This window comes from Rhizobium sp. BK275, from assembly GCF_014193555.1.
GTDB lineage: Bacteria > Pseudomonadota > Alphaproteobacteria > Rhizobiales > Rhizobiaceae > Rhizobium.
Genome location: NZ_JACHZL010000006.1, coordinates 254,956 through 274,572, shown reverse-complemented (window position 1 = coordinate 274,572; position 19,617 = coordinate 254,956). Strand labels below are relative to the sequence as shown.

Annotated in this window: 18 protein-coding genes and 1 riboswitch; of the genes, 16 read left to right on the top strand and 2 right to left on the bottom strand. The window is 60.3% G+C overall.

Annotated features, from left to right (window positions below):
• Positions 1 to 26 precede the first annotated feature (26 nt).
• Positions 27 to 425, top strand: coding sequence for a VOC family protein (locus FHT82_RS20260; RefSeq protein ID WP_183734479.1), 399 nt, complete (start codon positions 27 to 29; stop codon positions 423 to 425).
• Positions 426 to 589: 164 nt separating this feature from the next.
• Positions 590 to 1,219: a DUF5666 domain-containing protein gene (locus FHT82_RS20255; RefSeq protein ID WP_183734478.1), complete on the top strand. Its 630-nt coding sequence runs from the start codon at positions 590 to 592 to the stop codon at positions 1,217 to 1,219.
• A gap of 50 nt (positions 1,220 to 1,269) precedes the next feature.
• Here the strand turns inward: FHT82_RS20255 and FHT82_RS20250 are convergent, their stop codons facing one another.
• Entirely contained in the window at positions 1,270 to 3,111 is a 1,842-nt protein-coding gene (locus FHT82_RS20250) for an ABC transporter ATP-binding protein/permease (protein WP_183734477.1), read from the bottom strand.
• Positions 3,112 to 3,259: 148 nt separating this feature from the next.
• Positions 3,260 to 3,337: riboswitch (SAM riboswitch) on the top strand.
• 47 nt (positions 3,338 to 3,384) lie between these two features.
• Between FHT82_RS20250 and metA the strand changes: the two genes are divergently transcribed.
• From metA to FHT82_RS20220, 6 genes are all read left to right on the top strand, one after another.
• Positions 3,385 to 4,308, top strand: coding sequence for a homoserine O-succinyltransferase (gene metA, locus FHT82_RS20245; protein WP_183734476.1), 924 nt, complete (start codon positions 3,385 to 3,387; stop codon positions 4,306 to 4,308).
• A gap of 140 nt (positions 4,309 to 4,448) precedes the next feature.
• On the top strand, positions 4,449 to 5,471 hold the full coding sequence (locus FHT82_RS20240) for an aldose epimerase family protein (RefSeq protein ID WP_183734475.1): 1,023 nt from the start codon (positions 4,449 to 4,451) through the stop codon (positions 5,469 to 5,471).
• A gap of 112 nt (positions 5,472 to 5,583) precedes the next feature.
• Entirely contained in the window at positions 5,584 to 6,357 is a 774-nt protein-coding gene (locus FHT82_RS20235) for a GntR family transcriptional regulator (protein ID WP_183734474.1), read from the top strand.
• Positions 6,354 to 7,385: an SIS domain-containing protein gene (locus FHT82_RS20230; RefSeq protein ID WP_183734473.1), complete on the top strand. Its 1,032-nt coding sequence runs from the start codon at positions 6,354 to 6,356 to the stop codon at positions 7,383 to 7,385. The genes FHT82_RS20235 and FHT82_RS20230 overlap by 4 nt, the downstream gene beginning before the upstream one ends.
• Positions 7,385 to 8,536 carry an N-acetylglucosamine-6-phosphate deacetylase gene (gene nagA / locus FHT82_RS20225; RefSeq protein ID WP_183734472.1) on the top strand — a complete coding sequence of 384 codons (1,152 nt, stop codon included), beginning with the start codon at positions 7,385 to 7,387 and terminating at the stop codon, positions 8,534 to 8,536. The genes FHT82_RS20230 and nagA overlap by 1 nt, the downstream gene beginning before the upstream one ends.
• Before the next feature lie 13 nt (positions 8,537 to 8,549).
• Positions 8,550 to 9,278, top strand: coding sequence for an SIS domain-containing protein (locus tag FHT82_RS20220; protein WP_183734471.1), 729 nt, complete (start codon positions 8,550 to 8,552; stop codon positions 9,276 to 9,278).
• Positions 9,279 to 9,407: 129 nt separating this feature from the next.
• On the opposite strand, the gene efp is transcribed toward FHT82_RS20220, so the two are convergent.
• Complete coding sequence (efp, locus tag FHT82_RS20215) at positions 9,408 to 9,977, bottom strand: elongation factor P (protein ID WP_064696465.1); 570 nt, start codon at positions 9,975 to 9,977, stop codon at positions 9,408 to 9,410.
• A 149-nt stretch (positions 9,978 to 10,126) separates the two neighbouring features.
• Here efp and epmA point away from each other — a divergent pair, with 149 nt between their 5' ends.
• The 8 genes from epmA to FHT82_RS20175 all read left to right on the top strand — a co-directional run bounded on the left by epmA (position 10,127) and on the right by FHT82_RS20175 (position 19,537).
• On the top strand, positions 10,127 to 11,191 hold the full coding sequence (gene epmA, locus FHT82_RS20210) for an EF-P lysine aminoacylase EpmA (RefSeq protein WP_183734470.1): 1,065 nt from the start codon (positions 10,127 to 10,129) through the stop codon (positions 11,189 to 11,191).
• Positions 11,188 to 12,240: a lysine-2,3-aminomutase-like protein gene (locus tag FHT82_RS20205; protein ID WP_183734469.1), complete on the top strand. Its 1,053-nt coding sequence runs from the start codon at positions 11,188 to 11,190 to the stop codon at positions 12,238 to 12,240. The genes epmA and FHT82_RS20205 overlap by 4 nt, the downstream gene beginning before the upstream one ends.
• Before the next feature lie 264 nt (positions 12,241 to 12,504).
• Complete coding sequence (locus FHT82_RS20200; RefSeq protein WP_183734468.1) at positions 12,505 to 12,756, top strand: acyl carrier protein; 252 nt, start codon at positions 12,505 to 12,507, stop codon at positions 12,754 to 12,756.
• Complete coding sequence (locus FHT82_RS20195; protein ID WP_183734467.1) at positions 12,756 to 13,937, top strand: acyl-CoA dehydrogenase family protein; 1,182 nt, start codon at positions 12,756 to 12,758, stop codon at positions 13,935 to 13,937. The genes FHT82_RS20200 and FHT82_RS20195 overlap by 1 nt, the downstream gene beginning before the upstream one ends.
• A gap of 4 nt (positions 13,938 to 13,941) precedes the next feature.
• Complete coding sequence (locus FHT82_RS20190; protein ID WP_183734466.1) at positions 13,942 to 14,850, top strand: amino acid--[acyl-carrier-protein] ligase; 909 nt, start codon at positions 13,942 to 13,944, stop codon at positions 14,848 to 14,850.
• Complete coding sequence (locus tag FHT82_RS20185) at positions 14,841 to 15,821, top strand: DUF1839 family protein (RefSeq protein WP_183734465.1); 981 nt, start codon at positions 14,841 to 14,843, stop codon at positions 15,819 to 15,821. Before FHT82_RS20190 ends, FHT82_RS20185 begins: the two co-directional genes overlap by 10 nt.
• A 16-nt stretch (positions 15,822 to 15,837) precedes the next feature.
• Positions 15,838 to 18,312: a glycoside hydrolase family 2 protein gene (locus FHT82_RS20180; protein ID WP_183734464.1), complete on the top strand. Its 2,475-nt coding sequence runs from the start codon at positions 15,838 to 15,840 to the stop codon at positions 18,310 to 18,312.
• Between the two features lie 46 nt (positions 18,313 to 18,358).
• The gene (locus FHT82_RS20175; RefSeq protein WP_183734654.1) at positions 18,359 to 19,537 is read left to right on the top strand and encodes a glycosyltransferase family 4 protein; all 1,179 of its coding nucleotides are present in this window, start codon (positions 18,359 to 18,361) and stop codon (positions 19,535 to 19,537) included.
• Positions 19,538 to 19,617 lie beyond the last annotated feature (80 nt).

The window sequence follows — 19,617 nt, the reverse complement described above, 5'->3', positions numbered from 1 at the left end:
GCCGCCACGTCATAAGGGAGATTTTCATGCGCATGATTTTCGTGAACCTGCCGGTCAAGGACCTCGTCAAGTCGAAGGAGTTCTTCTCGGCGCTCGGCTTTTCCTACAATCCGAATTTTACCACCGACGACGCTGCCTGTATGATCGTCGAGGAAAATATCTACGTGATGCTGCTGACCCACGGTCACTTCCAACAGTTCATCGAAGGCGATATCGCCGATACGTCCAAGGGCAAGGAAGTGCTGACCTGCCTTTCGGCCGGCAGCCGCGTCGAGGTGGATGACTACCTGAAGAAGGCGCTGGCAGCCGGCGGCAAGCCCTGGAAGCCGATCCTCGACATGGGTCCAATGTACGGATGCAGCTTCCAGGATCTCGACGGTCATGTCTGGGAAATCATGTATATGGATATGTCTGCTGCCGGCTGAGCCGGTATTTCCAAAGATCTGGTGTGGACTTCCGGTATCCGGATCGAGTTGCCGGAGTCCATTTTCTCTCACTTTTCCTTGATTCGTCAGTGTTGCGTCATGCGGCATAGAGTGCCGCTCGGCAGCCGGGACCGTGCCGATCAGAGGCAAGAAGGAAGAGTCACATGTCTCGCAAATCCTATACCGGACTATTCATGGCGCTTGCCGCCAGCAGTTTTGTCGTGCTCGGCCTTTCGCAGGCAGCGAGCGCGCAGGAAACGCAACGCATGCGCGTGCGTGGCACGATCGAGAGCCTTAGCGGCGATACACTGACCGTCAAGACCCGCGAGGGCAGCGACACGACGGTGGCACTTAAATCGGGCTGGAAGGTCGCTGGCATCAAAAATGCGTCGGTGGACGACATCAAGGTCGGCGATTTCGTCGGCGTCGCCTCCCTGCCGAAAGGCACAGGTCCCGATGGTGCCATCGAGGTGCTGATTTTCCCGGCAGCGATGAAGGGTACCGGCGAAGGCAACCGTCCGTGGGACGTGCAGCCGAACAGCTCGATGACGAATGCGACCGTCAGCAATGCGGTCAAGGCCGTCGATGGTCATACGATCACGCTGACTTATCAAGGCAAGGAAAAGACCATCTCGATTGCCGACGGCACGCCGATCGTCACCTTTGCGCCGGCGACGAAGGACGACCTGAAGCCGGGTGCAGGCGTCATCGTCATGGCGGAAAAGGCAGCCGACGGCAGCATCTCGGCCGCGCAGGTCACCGTCGGCGTCCACGGCGTGATGCCGCCAATGTAAGACACACAGTTCCGGACGCAAAACCGCTACATAATTTTATGGGAATTGCCTTAAAGCGCCGGGGCGCGGGCTGCCGCGGCGCTCGACCCGAGAACCGAAACTACCGGCTCTTCCTCGGATTTCGAGGGCAGCGCCAGCAGATGCAATGTGCGCGGATGCAGCGCTTCCAGATAGGTCTCCGAGCGGCCGATATAGATCATGCCGGTGTCCGGCATAGTGGCAAGCAGCTTCGTCATCGTATGCTGCCATTCCGGCTCCATGCCCTCGAGCACTTCGTCGAAAACGACCCAACGGGGCTTGACGAGAAGCAGACGGGCAAAGCCGATTGCCTTTTGCTCGTCGGCGTCGAGAAGCTTGTCCCAGCGCGCGCGGCTGTCGAGTCGGGCAACCAGCGCATGCAGACCGGCAGCCTCAAGCGCGGCTTCGATGGCCGCCGTGTCATAGGCCTCGGGTTTTTCGGGGAATGAGATTGCCTCACGCAGCGTTCCGCCGGGGACATAGGCGACCTGCGGGATGAACAGGATGTCGGCAATCGGCGGCAGACCCATCGTACCTTTACCGCACGGCCAGAGGCCGGCCATGGCCTGGAAGAGCAGGCGGCGGTTCACGCTGTGATCGCCGTTGATCATGACCTTCTCGCCGGCCTTGATCGTAACATCCGTTTCGCGTATCCGGAAGCCGCCGCAATCCTCGATGTCTTCGCCAAGCTTGGCGAAGATGACGATATTCTTCAGCGTCAGCGTATCTGCTGCGGTTTCCTCATAAACGATGGCGTCCTTCAGATCGAAGTCGTCGTCCATCTCCTGCAGTGCCTGGCGGAAATCGGTGACGCGCATCAGCGTGGCGCGCCATTCGGCGATCGGGCCGAAGTTGGCGACATACCAGCGCAGTGCCGTGTTGACCTGGTTGAAGGCCCCGACCGACATCATCAGCTGGCCGAAGGTAAGGCCGCCGGAGAAATAGGCGGGTGCTGCAACGATGATCGGAATGACGATGACCAGCCAGCCATAACCTGCCGAAACCCAGGTGAGGTTGGTATTGGCCATGGCGAGACGCTTGATAACCGCGAGAACGTTGCTGATGTCGATATTGATGCGCTTGCGCTCGTTTTCCTCGCCGTGCGCCACTGTAATCGCTGGCATGTTCTCGTTGGCGTGCATCAGCGCGAAGCGCAATTCGGCTTCCTTGGAGAAGCGGTCTGCATTGAGCTTGACAAGTTTGCGGCCGACGACCTGGCTTAGTACCGAGGCCGATGCAGCATAGAAGATTGCCGCCCAGACCATGTAGCCTGGAATGGAAAAACTGTAGCCGCTGATATGGAAGATGAAGCCGCTCGAAAGCTCCCACAACACGCCGATGAAGCTGACGAGTAGTATGGTCGACTGCAGGAGGCCGAGCACGAGACCGGTGGTGCTTTCGGCCAGGTTGCGGGAGTCCTCATGCAGCCGCTGGTCCGGATTGACGCCGAGAATGCCGATGGTAGAGAGTTTGAGGGCGCGCTTGCGCTTCAGCCATTGATCGACGAGATCGCGCGAAAGCCCTTCGCGCATATAGAGCGCAGTCATCTGGTTCAGCCAGGCCTGCAGCACGTTGAGTAGCAGTAGCGCGCCGGCGATCATCGCGAAGATTTCGAGCTGGTGGAAGAACTCTCCAAGATCACGGCGTTCGAGGGAATCGTAGAAGGGGGCGTTCCATTCGTTGAGGATCACCTGTCCGTAGGCTGTCGCCAGGATGATGACGACAAGCAGGATCGCAAGCCCCACGACCTTGCCGCGGACCTGCGAATTCCAGAATGCGGAGAACATCACTCCAAGCCGATATGTCAGGCTGAGATCATACCCTACCCGGTCCTGACTCTGGATGCCCCTCCCCCTTTCGATGTTATTTGCCATTACAAGTTTCCAAATCCGCCCATCCCTATATTAATAACATGGGGGCGTCACTGGTCCATCAACAGATTCCGCCACGCATAAAGAAAGCGTGATGGCTTTTGCAGCTATCTGCATTGACAGTTGATTCGAAGCTGGACTGGCGCTATCTAGGATGCCTTGTGGTGATTTGGCCGGCCGGCTTGCAGCCACGTTAAATAAGTCGCTAAAGGGCCGCGTGCGGACCGGTAGCGATTCTTTCGCCGCCGGTTTTTTATTTTGATCGAGTTGACCGCAATGCCCATCAAGATCCCCGATACGCTGCCCGCCTTCGAAACCCTTGTGAACGAAGGTGTGCGGGTGATGACCGAAACGGTGGCGATCCGCCAGGATATCCGCCCGCTGCAGATCGGGCTGCTGAACCTCATGCCGAACAAAATCAAGACCGAGGTGCAGATGGCGCGCCTGGTGGGTGCTTCGCCGCTGCAGGTGGAATTCTCGCTGGTCCGTGTCGGCAACCACAAGGCCAAGAATACATCTGAAGAACATCTGCTCGCCTTCTACCAGACCTGGGAGGAAGTGAAGCACCGCAAGTTTGACGGCTTCATCATCACGGGGGCGCCGATCGAGACGCTGCCTTACGAGGACGTTACCTATTGGAAGGAAATGCAGCAGATTTTCGACTGGACCCAGACAAACGTCCATTCGACCATGAATGTCTGCTGGGGCGCGATGGCGGGGATTTATCATTTCCACGGCGTGCCGAAGTATGAGCTGAAGGAAAAGGCCTTCGGCGTTTACCGCCACCGAAATCTCAAGCCCTCTTCCGTTTATCTCAATGGTTTCTCTGACAATTTCGAGGTTCCGGTGTCGCGCTGGACCGAGGTGCGCCGGGCCGACATCGAGAAGGTCGGCGGCCTCGAGATCCTGATGGAATCGAGCGAGATGGGCGTCTGTCTCGTCCACGAGCCGAAGGGTCGGCGGCTCTATATCTTCAATCACGTCGAATATGATTCCACGTCTCTCTCGGACGAATATTTCCGCGACGTGAATGCCGGCGTGCCGATCAAGATGCCGCACAATTACTTCCCGCATAACGATCCGGCACTTGCGCCGCAGAACCGCTGGCGCAGCCATGCGCATCTGCTTTTCGGCAACTGGATCAATGAGATCTACCAGACGACGCCCTACGATATCGAAGAGATCGGCTCGGACATCTGAGCGTTACAGGGTGGGTTTAGAAATGGCGCCGTCGCACTTCCGCGACGGCGTTTTGTTTTCTGGGTCCGCCCGGTTGCGATTTGCAGCGAATGGAGGCAGGTTCCGGTTCCTGAATCCTAGGGATGGAGTGAGCGTCGATCATGGTGGACAAATTGGAACGGGAAGTTTTCGGACAGACGAAGGAGGGGGAGACCGTCCATCGCGTCGTCATCCGCGGTGGTGGACTGACGGTCAAGGTGTTGACCTGGGGTGCGGTTATCCAGGACGCGCGGCTGGAGGGCCATGATGCGCCGCTGGTGCTCGGCTTCGAGGATTTCAGCAGCTACCTCGCCCATTCGCCCTTCTTCGGGGCAACGCCGGGCCGCTGCGCCAACCGCGTCGGCGATGGCAAGTTCACGCTCGACGGCAAGGCTTACCAACTCGAACTCAACGAGAAGGGCGTCACGCATCTTCATGGCGGCAGCAACAATATCGGCACGCTCGTCTGGACGATCGTCGAACACGAGGCCGACCGCGTAGTGCTGAAGATCGTCGACCGCGATGGCCGTGCTGGTTATCCCGGCAACTGCACGATCCAGGCGACCTATCGTGTGCATGGCAATGGCGAGCTTTCCGTCAATTACGAGACGACGACGGACCAGCCGACGATTGCCAACGTCTGCCAGCATTCCTATTTCAATCTCGATGGCCGCGAAGATGCCTTGGCGCATGAGATCATGATCGCCGCCGACCACTATCTGCCGACCAATGAGAAGCAGATACCGACCGGCGAGATCCGCCCTGTTGAGGGGAGCGAGTTCGATTTCCGCGAGATGGCGCCAATGAAGCGCTTCGTCAGGCAGGAGCAGGCCCTCTACGACCATAATTTCTGCTTATCGAGCGAGCGCACGGGCAAGCGCTCCGTCGTGCTTGCCCGCAGCCTGCATTCCGGTGTTTCGCTGGAAGTGCGCACGACAGAGCCGGGCGTGCAGTTCTATGCCGGTTTCAAGCTCAACGTGCCCGTGCCGGGTCTCGGCGGCCGTAAATATGGTCCCTTCGCCGGCTTCTGCCTGGAAACACAGATCTGGCCTGACGCGATCAATCACCAGGGCTTCCCCAATGCGGTGCTGCGCCCAGGCGAAGTGCTGCGTCAGGAAACGGATTACATCTTCACGAAGAACTGAGTTCGTCGTCCTATCTGGATCAATGAACCCTCGCGGCGTCCGGCGAGGGTTTTTCTTTGATGGAGCGAATCCGGCTTGCTGATTGGTTCTAAATAGGTTCTATTATCTATCCATGGATAGAACCAGTCTGGTCGCAGAACTGAAGGGCCGCGCGCTGCACGACGAGGCGGCAGCAGGACCGCTTTACAAGCGGCTGGCGCAGGCGTTGACCGGCCTTATCCAGGAAGGCCTCTTGAAACCCGGCACGGCATTGCCCGGCGAGCGCGATCTGGCGGAAGCGCTGAAGCTCGGCCGCGTCACAGTGCGGACGGCCTATCGCGATCTCATGACATCAGGTGCGCTGGAATCGCGTCATGGCAGTGGCACTTTCGTTTCCAGCAAGGTGGAGCGCATGGAACAGTCGCTCTGGCGGCTTTCCTCCTTCTCTGCGGACATGCGTTCGCGCGGGCGCTCGCCAGCGGCGAAGATCCTGTCCCGCACCGTCAACAATCCATCCCCTGAAGAATCCTTTCTGCTCGGCCTCGGCGTCGACGAACCGGTGCTGCGGCTCGACCGCCTTCGTCTGGCCGACGGGCTGCCGCTCGCCATCGAGCGCGCCGTCGTACCCGTCAAGTTTCTTGGCGAGGATGCCGGCGGTGAAGGCTCGCTCTACGATGCGCTCGCCCAGAGTGGCCACAAGCCGGTACGCGCCATACAGCGATTGACGGCCGTCACGCTTGATCCGTCATCGGCCGCTATTCTCGATGTCAAAGCCGGCGCGCCGGCCCTTCTGATCGAACGCGTTTCACGCCTGGAAGACCAGCGCGTCGTTGAATACACCCGCTCGCATTATCGTGGCGATGCCTATGATTTTGTCGCCGAACTGAGAATTGGAGATGACCTATGAGTGAGAACCAGTCGCTGATGCTGCAGGAGGCCGGCCAGTCGCCCGAAGTGGTCGCTACCCTGCTCGAAAAGGAAAAGCCGGTCTTCGCCGAAATCATCCGGCTATTCTCGTCCACCCGCCCAAGTGTCGTGACGACAGCGGCGCGCGGCTCTTCCGACCACGCCGCGACCTTTTTCAAATACCTCTTCGAGATCACCTGCGGCGTGCCGGTCGCCTCGATCGGCCCGTCCATCGCTTCCGTCTATAATGCGCCCCTGCATCTGAAAGGTGGCATCCATTTCACGGTTTCACAGTCGGGCGCCAGCCCGGATATCGTTGCTTTGCAAGAAGCGGCCAAGAAGGGCGGAGCGACGACGATTGCCGTCGTCAACGTCACCGACAGTCCGCTCGCCAAGCAGGCCGATATCGTTCTCGGCCTCAATGCTGGCGCTGAAAAGAGCGTTGCAGCAACCAAGTCCTTCATCGCATCCGTTGCCGCCCTTGCTGGCGTTACCGCTGCGATCGACGGCAAGGCCGATCTGCAGACCGCGCTCGATAAGCTTCCAGCCGCTCTCTCTGCGACGTCCGGTATCGATACGAAGGCTGCCGAGGATGTACTGTTCACCGCCGCATCGCTTTATACCGGTGGACGCGGTACGGCCTTCGCCATTGCCCTCGAAGCAGCGCTGAAGGCCAAGGAGACGGCCGGCTTGCATGCCGAGGCCTTCTCGCTCGCCGAGCTCATGCATGGACCGATGCGCCTCGTGCAGCCGGGCTTCCCGATTGTCGGCTTCGTGCCGGAAGATGCCGCCTTCGACAACAATGTGAAGGCACTGGAGCGGCTGCAGACGCTCGGCGCCACCACCGTGCCCTTCTCGACAAAGCCGCTCGCCGGCGTCAATCTGCAGGTTCCCACGACCGGCAACGGCCTCATCGATCCCCTGGTTTCGCTGCTCGTCTATTATCGCCTGATCGAGTCCGTCACCCGCCGCAAGGGTTTCGATCCGGACAAGCCGGCAAACCTGCTCAAGGTGACGGAGACCGTCTGATGACCCGCAAGATCTTCACCGGCGCACGTATCTTCGACGGCGAACGCTTCCACGATGAGCGGGCGCTGATCGTCAAGGACGGACGCATCGAGGCGATCGTCGGCCGCAATGATCTGCCCGAAGGCCAAGTCGTGACGCTTGATGGCGGCGTCCTGTCTGCCGGGTTCATCGATGCGCAGGTCAACGGCGGTGGCGGCCGCATGCTGAACGATGAGCCGTCGTCTGACTCCATGTACATGATCGCCGATGGGCATCGCCCCTATGGCACGACGGCGCTTCTGCCGACTCTGATCACCGATACGGCCAAAGCAACGGCCGCTGCGATCGAGGCGGCGGAAGTCGCTGTAAAGACCAATCGCGGCGTTGCCGGCCTGCATCTGGAAGGTCCGCATCTGGCGCCGGCGCGCAAGGGTGCGCATCTGGCCGAATTGATGCGCCCTGTCGAGGACAAGGACGTTAAGGCCTTCATCGCTGCACGCGAGGCGATCGGCACACTGCTCGTCACGATCGCGGCGGAGCAGGTGACGGTTTCGCAAGTGCGCGAACTCAGCGAAGCTGGCGTCATCGTCAGTATCGGCCATTCCGATAGCACCAGCGAGGCGGCGGAAGCTCGTTTCGACGCCGGCGCGCGGGGTGTCACGCATCTCTTCAATGCCATGAGCCAGCTGGCGCACCGCGCGCCGGGGCTCGTCGGGGCGGCGATCGACCATCCGGCCGTCTGGTGCGGCATCATCGCCGATGGCCACCACGTCGATCCGAAGGCGCTGCGCACGGCGCTGCGCGCCAAGCGTGGCGAAGGCAAGCTGTTCTTCGTGACCGACGCCATGTCGCTCGTCGGCTCGGAGAAAGATACGTTCACGCTGAATGGCCGCACTGTGCGGCGCGAGAGAGGCGGCTTCTGTTCCAAACTCGTGCTTTCGGACGGCACGCTGGCAGGCTCGGATGTCGATATGGCTTCAACGATCCGCTACGGCGTCACCTATCTGGATCTGACGCTTGCCGAAGCGCTCAGGATGGCGACGCTCTATCCAGCGCGTTTCCTGCGGCTTGCCGATCGAGGCCACCTTTCGCCGGGCGCGCGCGCCGATCTCGTGCATTTCTCCGATACGATCGACGTGAAGGCAATTTGGCTCAGCGGCGAAGCAGCGTAAAGGAGTATGGGCGATGACTGACATCACCGATGCCTATTTCTCCGATCTGATCGGCCGGCTGCAAGAACTGAAGCAGGCGCTTGCCGAGCCGATGGCGCAGGCCGCTGCCGTGATCCTCGAGGCCGCCCGTGACGATAAGCGCGTCTATGTCTTTGGCACCGGCCATTCGCATATGTTGGCGGAAGAGGTGCATTACCGCGCCGGCGGGCTTGCCTTCACGGTGCCGGTTCTCGTCGGCTCGGCCATGCTGCATGAGGGCGCGGTCATCAGCTCCGTCTATGAGCGGACGCAGGGCCTGGTGCGGCCGATGCTGGAACGCTACGGCATGCAGCCGGGCGACGTCATCATCATCGCTTCCAATTCCGGCGTGAATGCTGCACCGATCGAAGCAGCCGATTATGCGCGCGAGATCGGTGCCCAGGTGATCGCCATCACCTCGATCGCCTATTCGACGGCGATCGCCAATGGCCGCCGACGACTTGCCGATGTGGCCGACGTGATTCTGGACAACGGGCTGCCGCCGGGTGACGCCGTTCTTGATCTCGACGGCACGGGCCTTCGGGTCGGGCCGGTGTCGACGGCGGTCGGCGTGACTGTCATCAACGCCATTTTCGCGGAGGTCGCCTCCGAGCTTTCCAAATCCGGGGATGCGCCGGTCTATCTCAGTGCCAACATGCCGGGTGCTGCCGAGACCAACCAGAAACTGGTCAAGAAGTACCGGCCGCGCAATCCGCATCTTTAAGGGAAAGAGAGGCCGGCTTTTGCCGATCTTCTCCATCCAACCGTGTCGTCTCAAAATCAACGGTCCCAAACGAAAACGGCCCGAAGCGGGTGCTTCAGGCCGTTCGAATGTCTGGAAACCGATGCGCGATCAGTCCTTGGCGCGCTCGACGTAGGAATTGTCTTCCGTCGCGATGACGACGCGGGTACCGGCATCGATATGCGGCGGAACCGAGGTGCGGATGCCGTTGGAGAGCATAGCCGGCTTGTAGGAAGAAGATGCCGTCTGACCTTTGACGACCGGTTCGGTCTCGACGATCTCAAGCGTGACGTGGCGCGGCAGTTCCAGCGCCAGCGGGATACCTTCGTGGATCGACAGGATGCAGGTCATGCCTTCCTGCAGGTAGGCCTTCTGGTCGCCCATGGTTTCAGCACTGACGACGACCTGGTCGTACGTCGCCGGGTTCATGAAGTGGAAGCCCTCGCCATCTTCGTAGAGGTACTGGAAATTGACGTCTTCCACGAAGGCGCGCTCGACCTGTTCGGTGGTGCGCCAGCGCTCGGAAACCTTCACGCCGTCGACGATGCGGCGCATGTCGACCTGAGTGACCGGCGTACCTTTGCCCGGATGGAAATTCTGAGCCGTGAGAACGACGTAGAGCTTGCCGTCGACATCGAGAACGTTGCCCTTGCGGACCGAGGAGGCGATGACCTTGACCATAAGACTTCCTTGTAAGTCGGCTTTCGGCGTCGTAGAGGACTGTCGGAATGGCCCTGAAGACGCAAAATGTTTTTCTTCGGGGGCGCACTAACCTAAAATCGCGGAAATAGCCACCCCATCCCGGCCGAATCCGGCGAGGAAAACGTTGAATGAACCCCACGAGCGCCAAAGCGTCTCCCTGGTGGACACCATCAGTGCATGCCGATCGCCGCCCGTTCCTCGTCGGGCGCAATGCGATCCAGGCAGCCCTGCGCGGTTATTTCGCCCGCGAGGACTTCATAGAGGTCGATACCGCCACGCTGCAGGTGTCACCGGGCAACGAGGCGCATCTGCATGCCTTTGCCACACAGGCGCTGACGACGGACGGTCAAGCGGCACCCTTCTATCTGCACACGTCGCCGGAATTTGCCTGCAAGAAGCTGCTTGCGGCCGGTGAGCAGCGCATCGCTTGTTTTGCCCATGTCTATCGCAATCGCGAGCGCGGGCCGCTGCATCATCCGGAATTCACCATGCTGGAATGGTATCGGGCGGGCGAAAGCTATGAGAGCCTGATGATGGACTGCGTGCGTTTGCTGGCGCTTGCCGCCGAAACGGTCAAAGCGGCAAAGCTCACCTATCGCGGTGCTGAGTGCGATCCTTTCGCAGGACCGGAGCGGGTGAGCGTCGCAGAAGCGTTCAGCCGCCATGCCGGTATCGATCTTCTGGCGTCGGTTTCCGCCGACGGCTCGACGGATCGCGAGCATCTCGCCGCCGAAATGCGGCGGGTCGGCATGCGCGTTGCCGATGACGATCATTGGGCCGATCTTTTCAGCCGGGTGCTGGTGGAAAAGGTCGAGCCGCATCTCGGTTTCGGCCGCGTCACCATTCTCGATGAATATCCTGTTCCCGAAGCCGCTCTTGCGCGGCCGTCTGGGCACGATCCGCGCGTGGCTGAGCGTTTTGAGCTCTATGCCTGCGGCGTCGAGCTTGCCAATGGTTTTGGCGAATTGACCAATGCTGCCGAGCAGAGGCGCCGTTTCGAGATCGAAATGGCGGAGAAGATGCGGATCTACGGCGAGGCCTATCCGATCGACGAGGACTTTCTGGCGGCGCTTGCGATCATGCCGGAAGCAAGCGGCATCGCGCTCGGCTTCGACAGGCTGGTGATGCTGGCGACGGGTGCATCGCGGATCGATCAGGTCCTCTGGGCGCCGGTTGCGGAGTATGGTCGATGAACGCTATGCGCCCGATAAAGAGTGTCGATGATCTCGTCAGGGCAGGGCTGGTCGAGGAAGCCGAACGGCTGGCGCTCGATGAGGTCGCCATGCGTTACGCCATCGCGCTGACGCCCGCCATGGCGAGGCTGATCGATCATGGCGATCCGGTCGATCCGATTGCGCGGCAATTCGTGCCTGATGCCGCCGAGCTCGTCACCACGCCCGAAGAACGGGCCGATCCCATCGGCGATCAGGCGCACAGTCCGGTCGAAGGCATCGTGCATCGCTATCCGGACCGCGTGTTGCTGAAGGCGGTACATGTTTGCCCCGTCTATTGCCGCTTCTGTTTCCGGCGCGAGATGGTAGGGCCGCAGGGGCTTGGCACGCTCGATCAAACGGCGCTGGCGGCCGCCTTCGACTATATCCGCGGGCATGGTGAAATCTGGGAGGTCATCCTGACCGGTGGCGATCCGCTGGTGCTTTCACCACGGCGGCTTGGTGAGATTCTGAGCCAGCTTGCAGAGATCGAGCATGTGAAAATCGTGCGCTTCCATACGCGCGTACCTGTCGTCGATCCGCAGAAGATCGATGCGGCGCTGATCGCGGCGCTGAAAACGAGCGGCAAGACCATCTATGTTGCGCTTCACGCCAATCATCCGCGTGAGCTGACGGCGGAAGCACGCTCTGCCTGCGCCCGTCTCGTCGATGCTGGCATCGTCATGGTCAGCCAGTCGGTGCTCTTAAGGGGCGTCAACGATAATCCCGATGTCCTGGCGGAGCTGATGCGGGCCTTCGTCGAGACGCGCGTGAAGCCCTATTATCTCCACCATCCGGATCTTGCGCCCGGCACCAGCCATTTCCGGCTGTCGATAGAGGAGGGGCAGAAGATCGTCGCCTCGCTTCGCGGCCGTATCTCGGGCCTCTGCCAGCCCACCTATATTCTCGATATTCCCGGCGGTTACGGCAAGGCTGTGATCGGCAAAGGCGCTGTGCAGGCGACCGGTGAGGGTTGCTATTCGGTTTCGGATTATCGCGGCGACGAGCATTCCTATCCGCCTGCCGGTTAACGCAAAAACGCGCACCCGGCGTGCCATTTCTGCACTCAACATAGCCGGCACCATTTACTGCCGGTCTTCTCAGGCCACATCAACCTATTGATAGAAATTAAGTATTAGGCCTCAAGCGAGCATGATTTGTAAAATACCAAGTATGAGTCACAGTCATATTTAACTAATTATATTAGCGGAATGTTCTGTTTTCCGCACTAAAAGCACTCCCATGAAAAGGCGATGAATGCCGGCTCAGGATCATGAAAATCTGGAGTGAATGGGATGAACAAGACAATCCGCGACCTCGTAGCCAAGTTCGGTAAGCTCCCTGTTCCGGTTGATCAGGTTGCCGATGATGCGGATCTTTACGTTGCAGGTCTGACGTCCTTCGCCTCGGTGCAGCTCATGCTCGGCATCGAAGAGGCATTCGACATCGAATTTCCCGACAATCTCCTGAACCGTAAGTCCTTTGCGAGCATCTCGGCGATCGCCAAAACGGTCGATCTCATCCGGGATAGCCGAAAGGTCGCCTGATGAACTTCCCGGTCAAGATCACGGAAGACAGCCTTGTCGCAAGGGCTGCCCGCGTCGCCGAAATTGCGGCAAGACACGCGGATGCCGTCGATATCGAAGGCCGGTTTCCGCAGGAAGCCGTCAATGCGATGAAAGCCGAGCGACTGCTCGGTATCCAGATTCCCCGCCATCTTGGTGGCGAGGCTGCTTCCACCACCGATATTGCCGAATTGTGCTCGATGCTCGGCCAGGCCTGCGCGGCAAGCGCGATGGTCTTCGCCATGCACCAGATCAAGCTTTCGAGCCTCGTCGAACATGGCGTCGACGGCGAATGGCATTGCGCCTTCATGCGCCGCATCGTCGCTGAACAGCTCCTGATCGCCTCCGCGACCACCGAGGGCGGAATCGGCGGCAATCTGCGCAACAGCATCTGCGCCATCGAAATCGATGGCGATATCTGCCGGCTGGAAAAAGATGCGACCGTCATTTCCTACGGCTCGCATGCCGATGCCATTCTCATAACCTCGCGCAGCCATCCGCAGGCCGCCTCTTCCGATCAGGTGCTGACAGCTTTCTTGAAAGATCAGTACACGATCGAAAAGACGCATGTCTGGAATACGCTCGGCATGCGTGGCACCTGCTCCGACGGCTTCCTGTTCAAGGGCGAGGCGCCGGCTGTACAGATCCTGCCGAAGCCTTTTGCTGAAATCGCTGCGCAGTCGATGCTGGCATCGTCACACTTACTCTGGAGCGGTGTCTGGTACGGCATTGCCGTCGATGCCGTTTCCCGCGCACAGGCCTTCGTACGTGCCGCTGCCCGCAAGTCTCCAGATGCGACGCCGCCCGGCGCACTTCGCCTCGCGGAGGTCTCCAACCTCCTGCAGATGGTGAAGTCGAACGTCGTTGCCGGCCTCAAGGCCTATGAAGATGCCAAGGCTGACGGCGACAAGCTCTCATCGATGGGCTTTGCGGTAGCGATGAACAACGTCAAGATCGCTTCCTCGGAAACGATCCTGGAAATCGTCAATCACACCATGCTCATCTGCGGCATCATGGGCTACAAGAACGGTACGCCCTTCAGCCTCGGACGTCATCTGCGCGATGCCCATTCCGCACAGCTCATGATCTCGAACGACCGCATCCTCGGCAATACGTCGAGCATGCTCCTCGTCCACAAGCAGGACACTAGCCTACTGGGGTAAAGCCATGGATATGCAGACATCGTTTCTGGACCGGCTCTTCGAGTCCGGCCTGCTGATCGATACCGGCGTTGACGGCCTTTATGGCCGCAGCGGCCAGTTTGAAGACGTCATTGCCGCCTTCGAACGGCTGATCGACAAGTTCGGCGGTGCCGACGGCGCCGAGGCGATGCGTTTTCCGCCCGGCATGAACCGCGCGCTCTTCGAAAAGAGCGGCTATATGAAGAGCTTCCCGCAGCTTGCCGGCACGGTGCACAGCTTCTGCGGCAGCGAGCTCGATCACATGAGCCTGCTGCAATGCATGGAAGTTGGCGAAGACTGGACCAAGGACCAGAAAGCAACCGATATCGTGCTGACGCCGGCCGCCTGCTATCCGCTCTATCCGACGGTTGCGAAACGCGGCAATCTGCCGGCCAAGGGCGGCCTTTTCGATCTGCAGTCCTATTGCTTCCGCCATGAGCCCTCGAAGGACCCGGCTCGCCAGCAGCTTTTCCGCATGCGCGAATATGTCTGCATGGGCACCGAGCAGCATGTGACCGATTTCCGCCAGAGCTGGATGGACCGCGGCGTCGAAATGATGAAGCAGGTCGGTCTCGACGTGACCATCGACGTTGCCAACGACCCGTTCTTCGGCCGCGCTGGCAAGATGATGGTCAACAATCAGCGTGACCAGAACCTGAAGTTCGAGCTGCTGATCCCGATCACCTCGGCGGCGAACCCAACCGCCTGCATGAGCTTCAACTACCACCAGGATTCGTTCGGCCTGAAGTGGGGCCTGAACCTCGAAGACGGCAGTGTCGCCCACACCGCCTGCGTCGGCTTCGGCCTGGAACGCATTGCTCTGGCGCTCTTCCATCACCACGGCCTTGACGTCAAGGAATGGCCGGCCAGCGTACGGAAAGTCCTGTGGGGCTGAGCGGCTCGATGATATCGGTCTTTGCGGGTATCGATCCCGATACCTACAAGCCGCATGCGCTGCATTCCAGCGAGCGCATGTGGCCGGAGACCAATTGTTACATCGACCTCTGGATCGAGGTGCTCTCGACCTTCGGCGTTGCGCCGGAGGCGATGCTGGGCTTCACGCTGACGCAGGATTTCGAGGGCGACCAGTTCACCTTCTTCAAGGTGCCGCTGGAAGATCTCGAAGCGCTCTATGACATCCGCGCCACCGAGCTTGCGATCTATGACCGCGTCGAGCGACATGTCGAGGTGCAGATCGCCCGCGGGCGGCTTTGCCTTATCGAGATGGATTCCTTCTACATGCCGGACACGCGCGGCACTGCCTACCGGCAGGAGCACGGCAAGACTACGGTCGCGATCAACCGCCTGGACTTTGCCGGCAAGCGCGTCGACTACTTCCACAATGCCGGCTTTTTCCGTATCGAGGGAGAGGATTTCGACGGGCTTTTCCAGTCCCATCTGACGGATGAGGATGCGCCGTTCCTCCCGTATACGGAGTTCGCCAAGTTCCCCGAACGTCCGGTCGGCGAGGCACATCTGCGCGAGGCGTCGCGGGGGCTTCTCGGCTTCCATTTCAAACGTCGTCCGAGCGCCAATCCGATCCGCGCCTTTGCAGAGGTTTTCCCGTTACAGGTCGAAGCGGTGGCTGACCGCTCCTTCGGCTTCTTCCATAAATATGCCTTCAACACGCTGCGGCAGGTTGGTGCGAATTTCGAGCTTGCTGCCGATCATCTGGCCTGGCTTTCGGCCGGCGAGTTTGGTGTTGCGGCCGAAGAGGCGCGCCGGATCTCGGAAGTAGCGAAGTCGGTTCAGTTCCAGCTTGCCCGTGCTGTCACCCGTCGCAAGTTCGAGCCGTTGAAGGCGGCACTTGATCCGGCCGCCGATGCATGGGATTCGATGATGGCATCGCTCGCGGAGCGATTCTGAAGCCGGAGATCTGACCATGCGGGGGCGGTTAGCAAGCATCGGGGCTGAGGAAAGCTTGCTTTCCGAAGGATGGAATCTGGTTCTGACTGAGCCTGACGCTTGTGCGACGCCGCACGATATCCATCTGTCAGCGCAGTTCATTCCGGCACCCGTTCCGGGCACTGTCGCGGCTGCGCTGGAAAGAGCCGGGCTTTTCGACCGGGAAAATGCCCAAGCGCTCAACACCAGGGATGCCTGGTATCTGACTCGCCTCTTCGATGTGGAGCCGGGCGAGGCGCTCCTGCGTTTTCAGGGGCTGGCGACGGTCTGCCATGTTTTTCTGAACGGGGTGGAGATCCTTTTCTCCGAGAGCATGTTCACCGCCCATGAGATACCGGTGACGCTCGCAGGCGGCGATGAACTGGCGCTCTGCTTCCGGGCGCTCGCCCCCCGCCTTGGCGAACCCGGACCGCGAGCCCGCTGGCGCCCGCAGATGATCACACCGCAAGGGCTGAAGAATATCCGCACGACGCTGCTCGGGCATATGCCCGGCTGGTGCCCGGAAATCCATGCAGTCGGGCCGTGGCGGCCGATTTCGCTCGTGCGCCGAGGCGCGGCCTCGGTCGATAATGTTTCGGTGCGCGCGGTGTTGGAGGAAAGTGGCGCGGGGCGGCTCAGCGTTTCGCTTTATACTGCTGGCGAGGAGCCGGTGATGCTGTTGCGTTGCGCTGGCGCCGAACAAGGTTTCGAGAAGATCGGCGATCGGCATTATTCGGCAATTCTCAAGCTCTCCGACATCGAGGCCTGGTGGCCGCATACGCATGGCGTACCGCATCTCTATGACGTGACGCTGGTTATCGATGGCGAAGAACATTCGCTGGGCAAAGCCGGTTTTCGCCGTATCGAGGCAGACCGCGGTGCTGATGGCAATGATTTCGCGCTTGTCGTCAACGGCGAGCGGGTCTTTTGCCGCGGAGCGGTCTGGACAACGGCCGATATCGTACGGCTGCCTGGCGAGCGAGCCGATTACGAGCCCTACCTGCGGCTTGCGGCAGAAGCTGGCATGAACATGATCCGCATCGGCGGTACCATGGCCTATGAAACGCCCGACTTTTTCGCGCTCTGCGATGCGCTCGGGCTGATGGTCTGGCAGGACTTCATGTTCGCCAATTTCGACTATCCGAAGAACGACAAGGCCTTTATCGGCCATGTGCATGCCGAGGTGGAGGAGTTTCTGCACGGCGTGCAGCTCTCGCCCTCGCTTGCCGTGCTCTGCGGCGGCAGCGAAATCCACCAGCAGGCGGCGATGTTCGGCCTGCCGGCGGATTTCTGGAGCGGGCCGATCACCGACGAGATCATCCCGGCGATCTGCCAGCGCATGCGGCCGGATGTGCCTTATGTGCCAAATTCGCCCTATGGCGGAACCATGCCCTTTTCGCCCAATGCCGGCGTCACGCATTATTACGGCGTGGGTGCCTATATGCGGCCGCTCGAGGATGCGCGCCGTGCCGAGGTCCGTTTTGCGGCCGAAAGCCTGGCCTTCGCCCATGTGCCGCAGCAGAGGACCTTGCAGCGGCATCTCGACGTGCCCTCGGTTCACAGTCCGCTCTGGAAAGAGCGGGTGCCGCGCGACCGCGGCGCGTCCTGGGATTTCGAGGATATCAGGGATTTCTATCTCGGGCTTCTCTACGATCTCGACCCGGCTAAGCTCCGTCGCGAAGACCCAGAGCGCTATCTCGATCTTTCGCGCGCCGTGACGGGCGAGGTGCTGGAGGAGACCTTTGCCGAATGGAGGCGTAAGGAATCGCCTTGCAATGGCGCGCTCGTCTGGACCCTGCAGGATCTGTTGCCGGGCGCTGGCTGGGGCGTGATCGATTCCACCGGCGAGCCGAAGCCCGTCTGGCATGCCATGCGCCGCGCCTTCCGTCCTGTCCAACTCATATTCACCGATGAGGGGACGAACGGCCTTTACGCTCATGTTATCAATGAAACGGACAAGGTGGTCGCTCTCGAACTCGATGTTGCCTGCCTGCGCGATGGGCGCCAGCAGGTAGCGAGTGGCAGCAAGGCTTTCAATCTTGATCCCAGAAGCGCGGAGCGCATCGCCTGCACCGATCTCTTCGGTGGCTTCTTCGATGCGGCCTATGCCTTCCGTTTCGGCGCGCCGTCACATGATGTGAGCGTCGCCTGGCTACGATCGACCATGGACGGCGCGTTGCTGGCGCAGGCGTTCCATTTTCCGCGCGGGCGAACCAGGGCGTTCCACGACGCAACGATCGAGGCATCCTTCATGCGTGAGGGCGATGATTGGTTCATCACGCTTGCGACCGACAGGCTCGCCCAATCGGTCCATATCGATGTCGAAGGTTATCGACCTGAAGAAGACTGGTTCCATCTGGCGCCGGGTTCTGCCAAGCGGGTCAAGCTCATCGCCACTGCGGGTACGGATGGCGATGCATTGCCGACGGGCGAAATCAGGAGCGTCGGCGCCTCGCGCCGTTTCGCGCTTTAAGGGCTGGGGAGTGGCAATGACGATAAGAGTGCAGGCGGAAGAGGCTTTGCGGGGCGTCTATCGGAGCGTGCGCGGACATGTGTTGCAGCGGCTCATCGTCAAATCGCGGCTCGCCTTCGACCCGCGCCGCCCAGTGGAAGTCGTCGGTTATCTGTCGATGGCGGCAGGTGTCGGCGAATCCGCGCGGCTTTGCGCCGCTGCGCTCTCACAGATTGGCCGTGAGATCATGTTTGCTGATGTCAGCACGCATCCGGATGAAGGCAAGCTGGTGGAGTGGGCATCTACACAGGTTTCCCAAGGTCAGCCAGGAAACCGCATATGGCATCTCAATCCGCCCATGCTGCCGCGCGCGATCCTGAAGAAAGGCCTCGGCAATTTCACCCGTGCCTTCAACATCGGCTACTGGGCCTGGGAGCTCGAAGTGGTGCCGGCGGAATGGCGCAATGCCATGCATTACATGAACGCCGTCTTCGTTCCCTCCGAATTCACCAGGCGGGCGATCGCGCCGCATACGAGCGCACCTGTCGTCGTCGTGCCGCATCCGGTGACCGAGCGGCCGGCGGCTGACGGTATCAGGCGGAAATTCGGGATTGCCGAGGATGCCTTCCTCGTATCCTTCATTTTCAGTGCCGGCTCCTCGATCAACCGCAAGAATCCGCAGGCTGCCATCGAGGCCTTCAGGCTGTTCAGCACCGAGTGCCCCAATGCCTTCCTGCTGATGAAGGCGAGCGGCAATCCGGGCAGGGACGAAGCGCTCCGAATGCTCATGCAGTCCGTCGAGGGCGACCCTAACATCAGGATCGTTACCGACAATCTGGCGAGTTCGGAGATCAACGGCATTATCCGTGATTCCAACGCCTATCTTTCGCTGCATCGTTCGGAAGGGTTTGGTTTGACGGTGGCTGAAGCGATCATGCACCGCACGCCTGTCGTCTCGACCGGATGGTCGGGTACCGCAGACTTTTGCGACCCTGATAATACCTGGCTGGTCGAGCCCTCACTCATTCCCGTCATCGATGATCATCCGGAATTTGCCGATCTCAAGGATGCCGTCTGGGCCGATCCTTCGCCGACGGAAGCGGCAGCGCATCTGAAGAGCATCTATTCCGATCCTGATGGTGCGAGGCGGAAGGCTGAGGCGGCTCGGGACTATCTGATGCGCCACCTTGCCGAGCACAGCTACGACAAGGCGCTTTCAAGGCTTTCGGCAATGCAGGCGAGCTAAGCTGAGGGCGTCACTCCCCTTTATTTTAACATTTCCAATTTAGAGATGGCTTGTTTTTCGGCCGCGATGCGGCGTGCAAC

What these genes read in the sequence shown, in the direction of transcription:
- FHT82_RS20255 (WP_183734478.1), top strand. Translation starts at nt 590, where the DNA reads ATGTCTCGCAAATCCTATACCGGACTATTCATGGCGCTTGCCGCCAGC.
- nagA (WP_183734472.1), top strand. Translation starts at nt 7,385, where the DNA reads ATGACCCGCAAGATCTTCACCGGCGCACGTATCTTCGACGGCGAACGC.
- FHT82_RS20235 (WP_183734474.1), top strand. Translation starts at nt 5,584, where the DNA reads ATGGATAGAACCAGTCTGGTCGCAGAACTGAAGGGCCGCGCGCTGCAC.
- FHT82_RS20190 (WP_183734466.1), top strand. Translation starts at nt 13,942, where the DNA reads ATGGATATGCAGACATCGTTTCTGGACCGGCTCTTCGAGTCCGGCCTG.
- metA (WP_183734476.1), top strand. Translation starts at nt 3,385, where the DNA reads ATGCCCATCAAGATCCCCGATACGCTGCCCGCCTTCGAAACCCTTGTG.
- FHT82_RS20200 (WP_183734468.1), top strand. Translation starts at nt 12,505, where the DNA reads ATGAACAAGACAATCCGCGACCTCGTAGCCAAGTTCGGTAAGCTCCCT.
- FHT82_RS20220 (WP_183734471.1), top strand. Translation starts at nt 8,550, where the DNA reads ATGACTGACATCACCGATGCCTATTTCTCCGATCTGATCGGCCGGCTG.
- FHT82_RS20195 (WP_183734467.1), top strand. Translation starts at nt 12,756, where the DNA reads ATGAACTTCCCGGTCAAGATCACGGAAGACAGCCTTGTCGCAAGGGCT.
- FHT82_RS20250 (WP_183734477.1), bottom strand. Translation starts at nt 3,111, where the DNA reads ATGGCAAATAACATCGAAAGGGGGAGGGGCATCCAGAGTCAGGACCGG.
- efp (WP_064696465.1), bottom strand. Translation starts at nt 9,977, where the DNA reads ATGGTCAAGGTCATCGCCTCCTCGGTCCGCAAGGGCAACGTTCTCGAT.
- FHT82_RS20260 (WP_183734479.1), top strand. Translation starts at nt 27, where the DNA reads ATGCGCATGATTTTCGTGAACCTGCCGGTCAAGGACCTCGTCAAGTCG.
- FHT82_RS20240 (WP_183734475.1), top strand. Translation starts at nt 4,449, where the DNA reads ATGGTGGACAAATTGGAACGGGAAGTTTTCGGACAGACGAAGGAGGGG.
- epmA (WP_183734470.1), top strand. Translation starts at nt 10,127, where the DNA reads ATGAACCCCACGAGCGCCAAAGCGTCTCCCTGGTGGACACCATCAGTG.
- FHT82_RS20230 (WP_183734473.1), top strand. Translation starts at nt 6,354, where the DNA reads ATGAGTGAGAACCAGTCGCTGATGCTGCAGGAGGCCGGCCAGTCGCCC.
- FHT82_RS20180 (WP_183734464.1), top strand. Translation starts at nt 15,838, where the DNA reads ATGCGGGGGCGGTTAGCAAGCATCGGGGCTGAGGAAAGCTTGCTTTCC.
- FHT82_RS20205 (WP_183734469.1), top strand. Translation starts at nt 11,188, where the DNA reads ATGAACGCTATGCGCCCGATAAAGAGTGTCGATGATCTCGTCAGGGCA.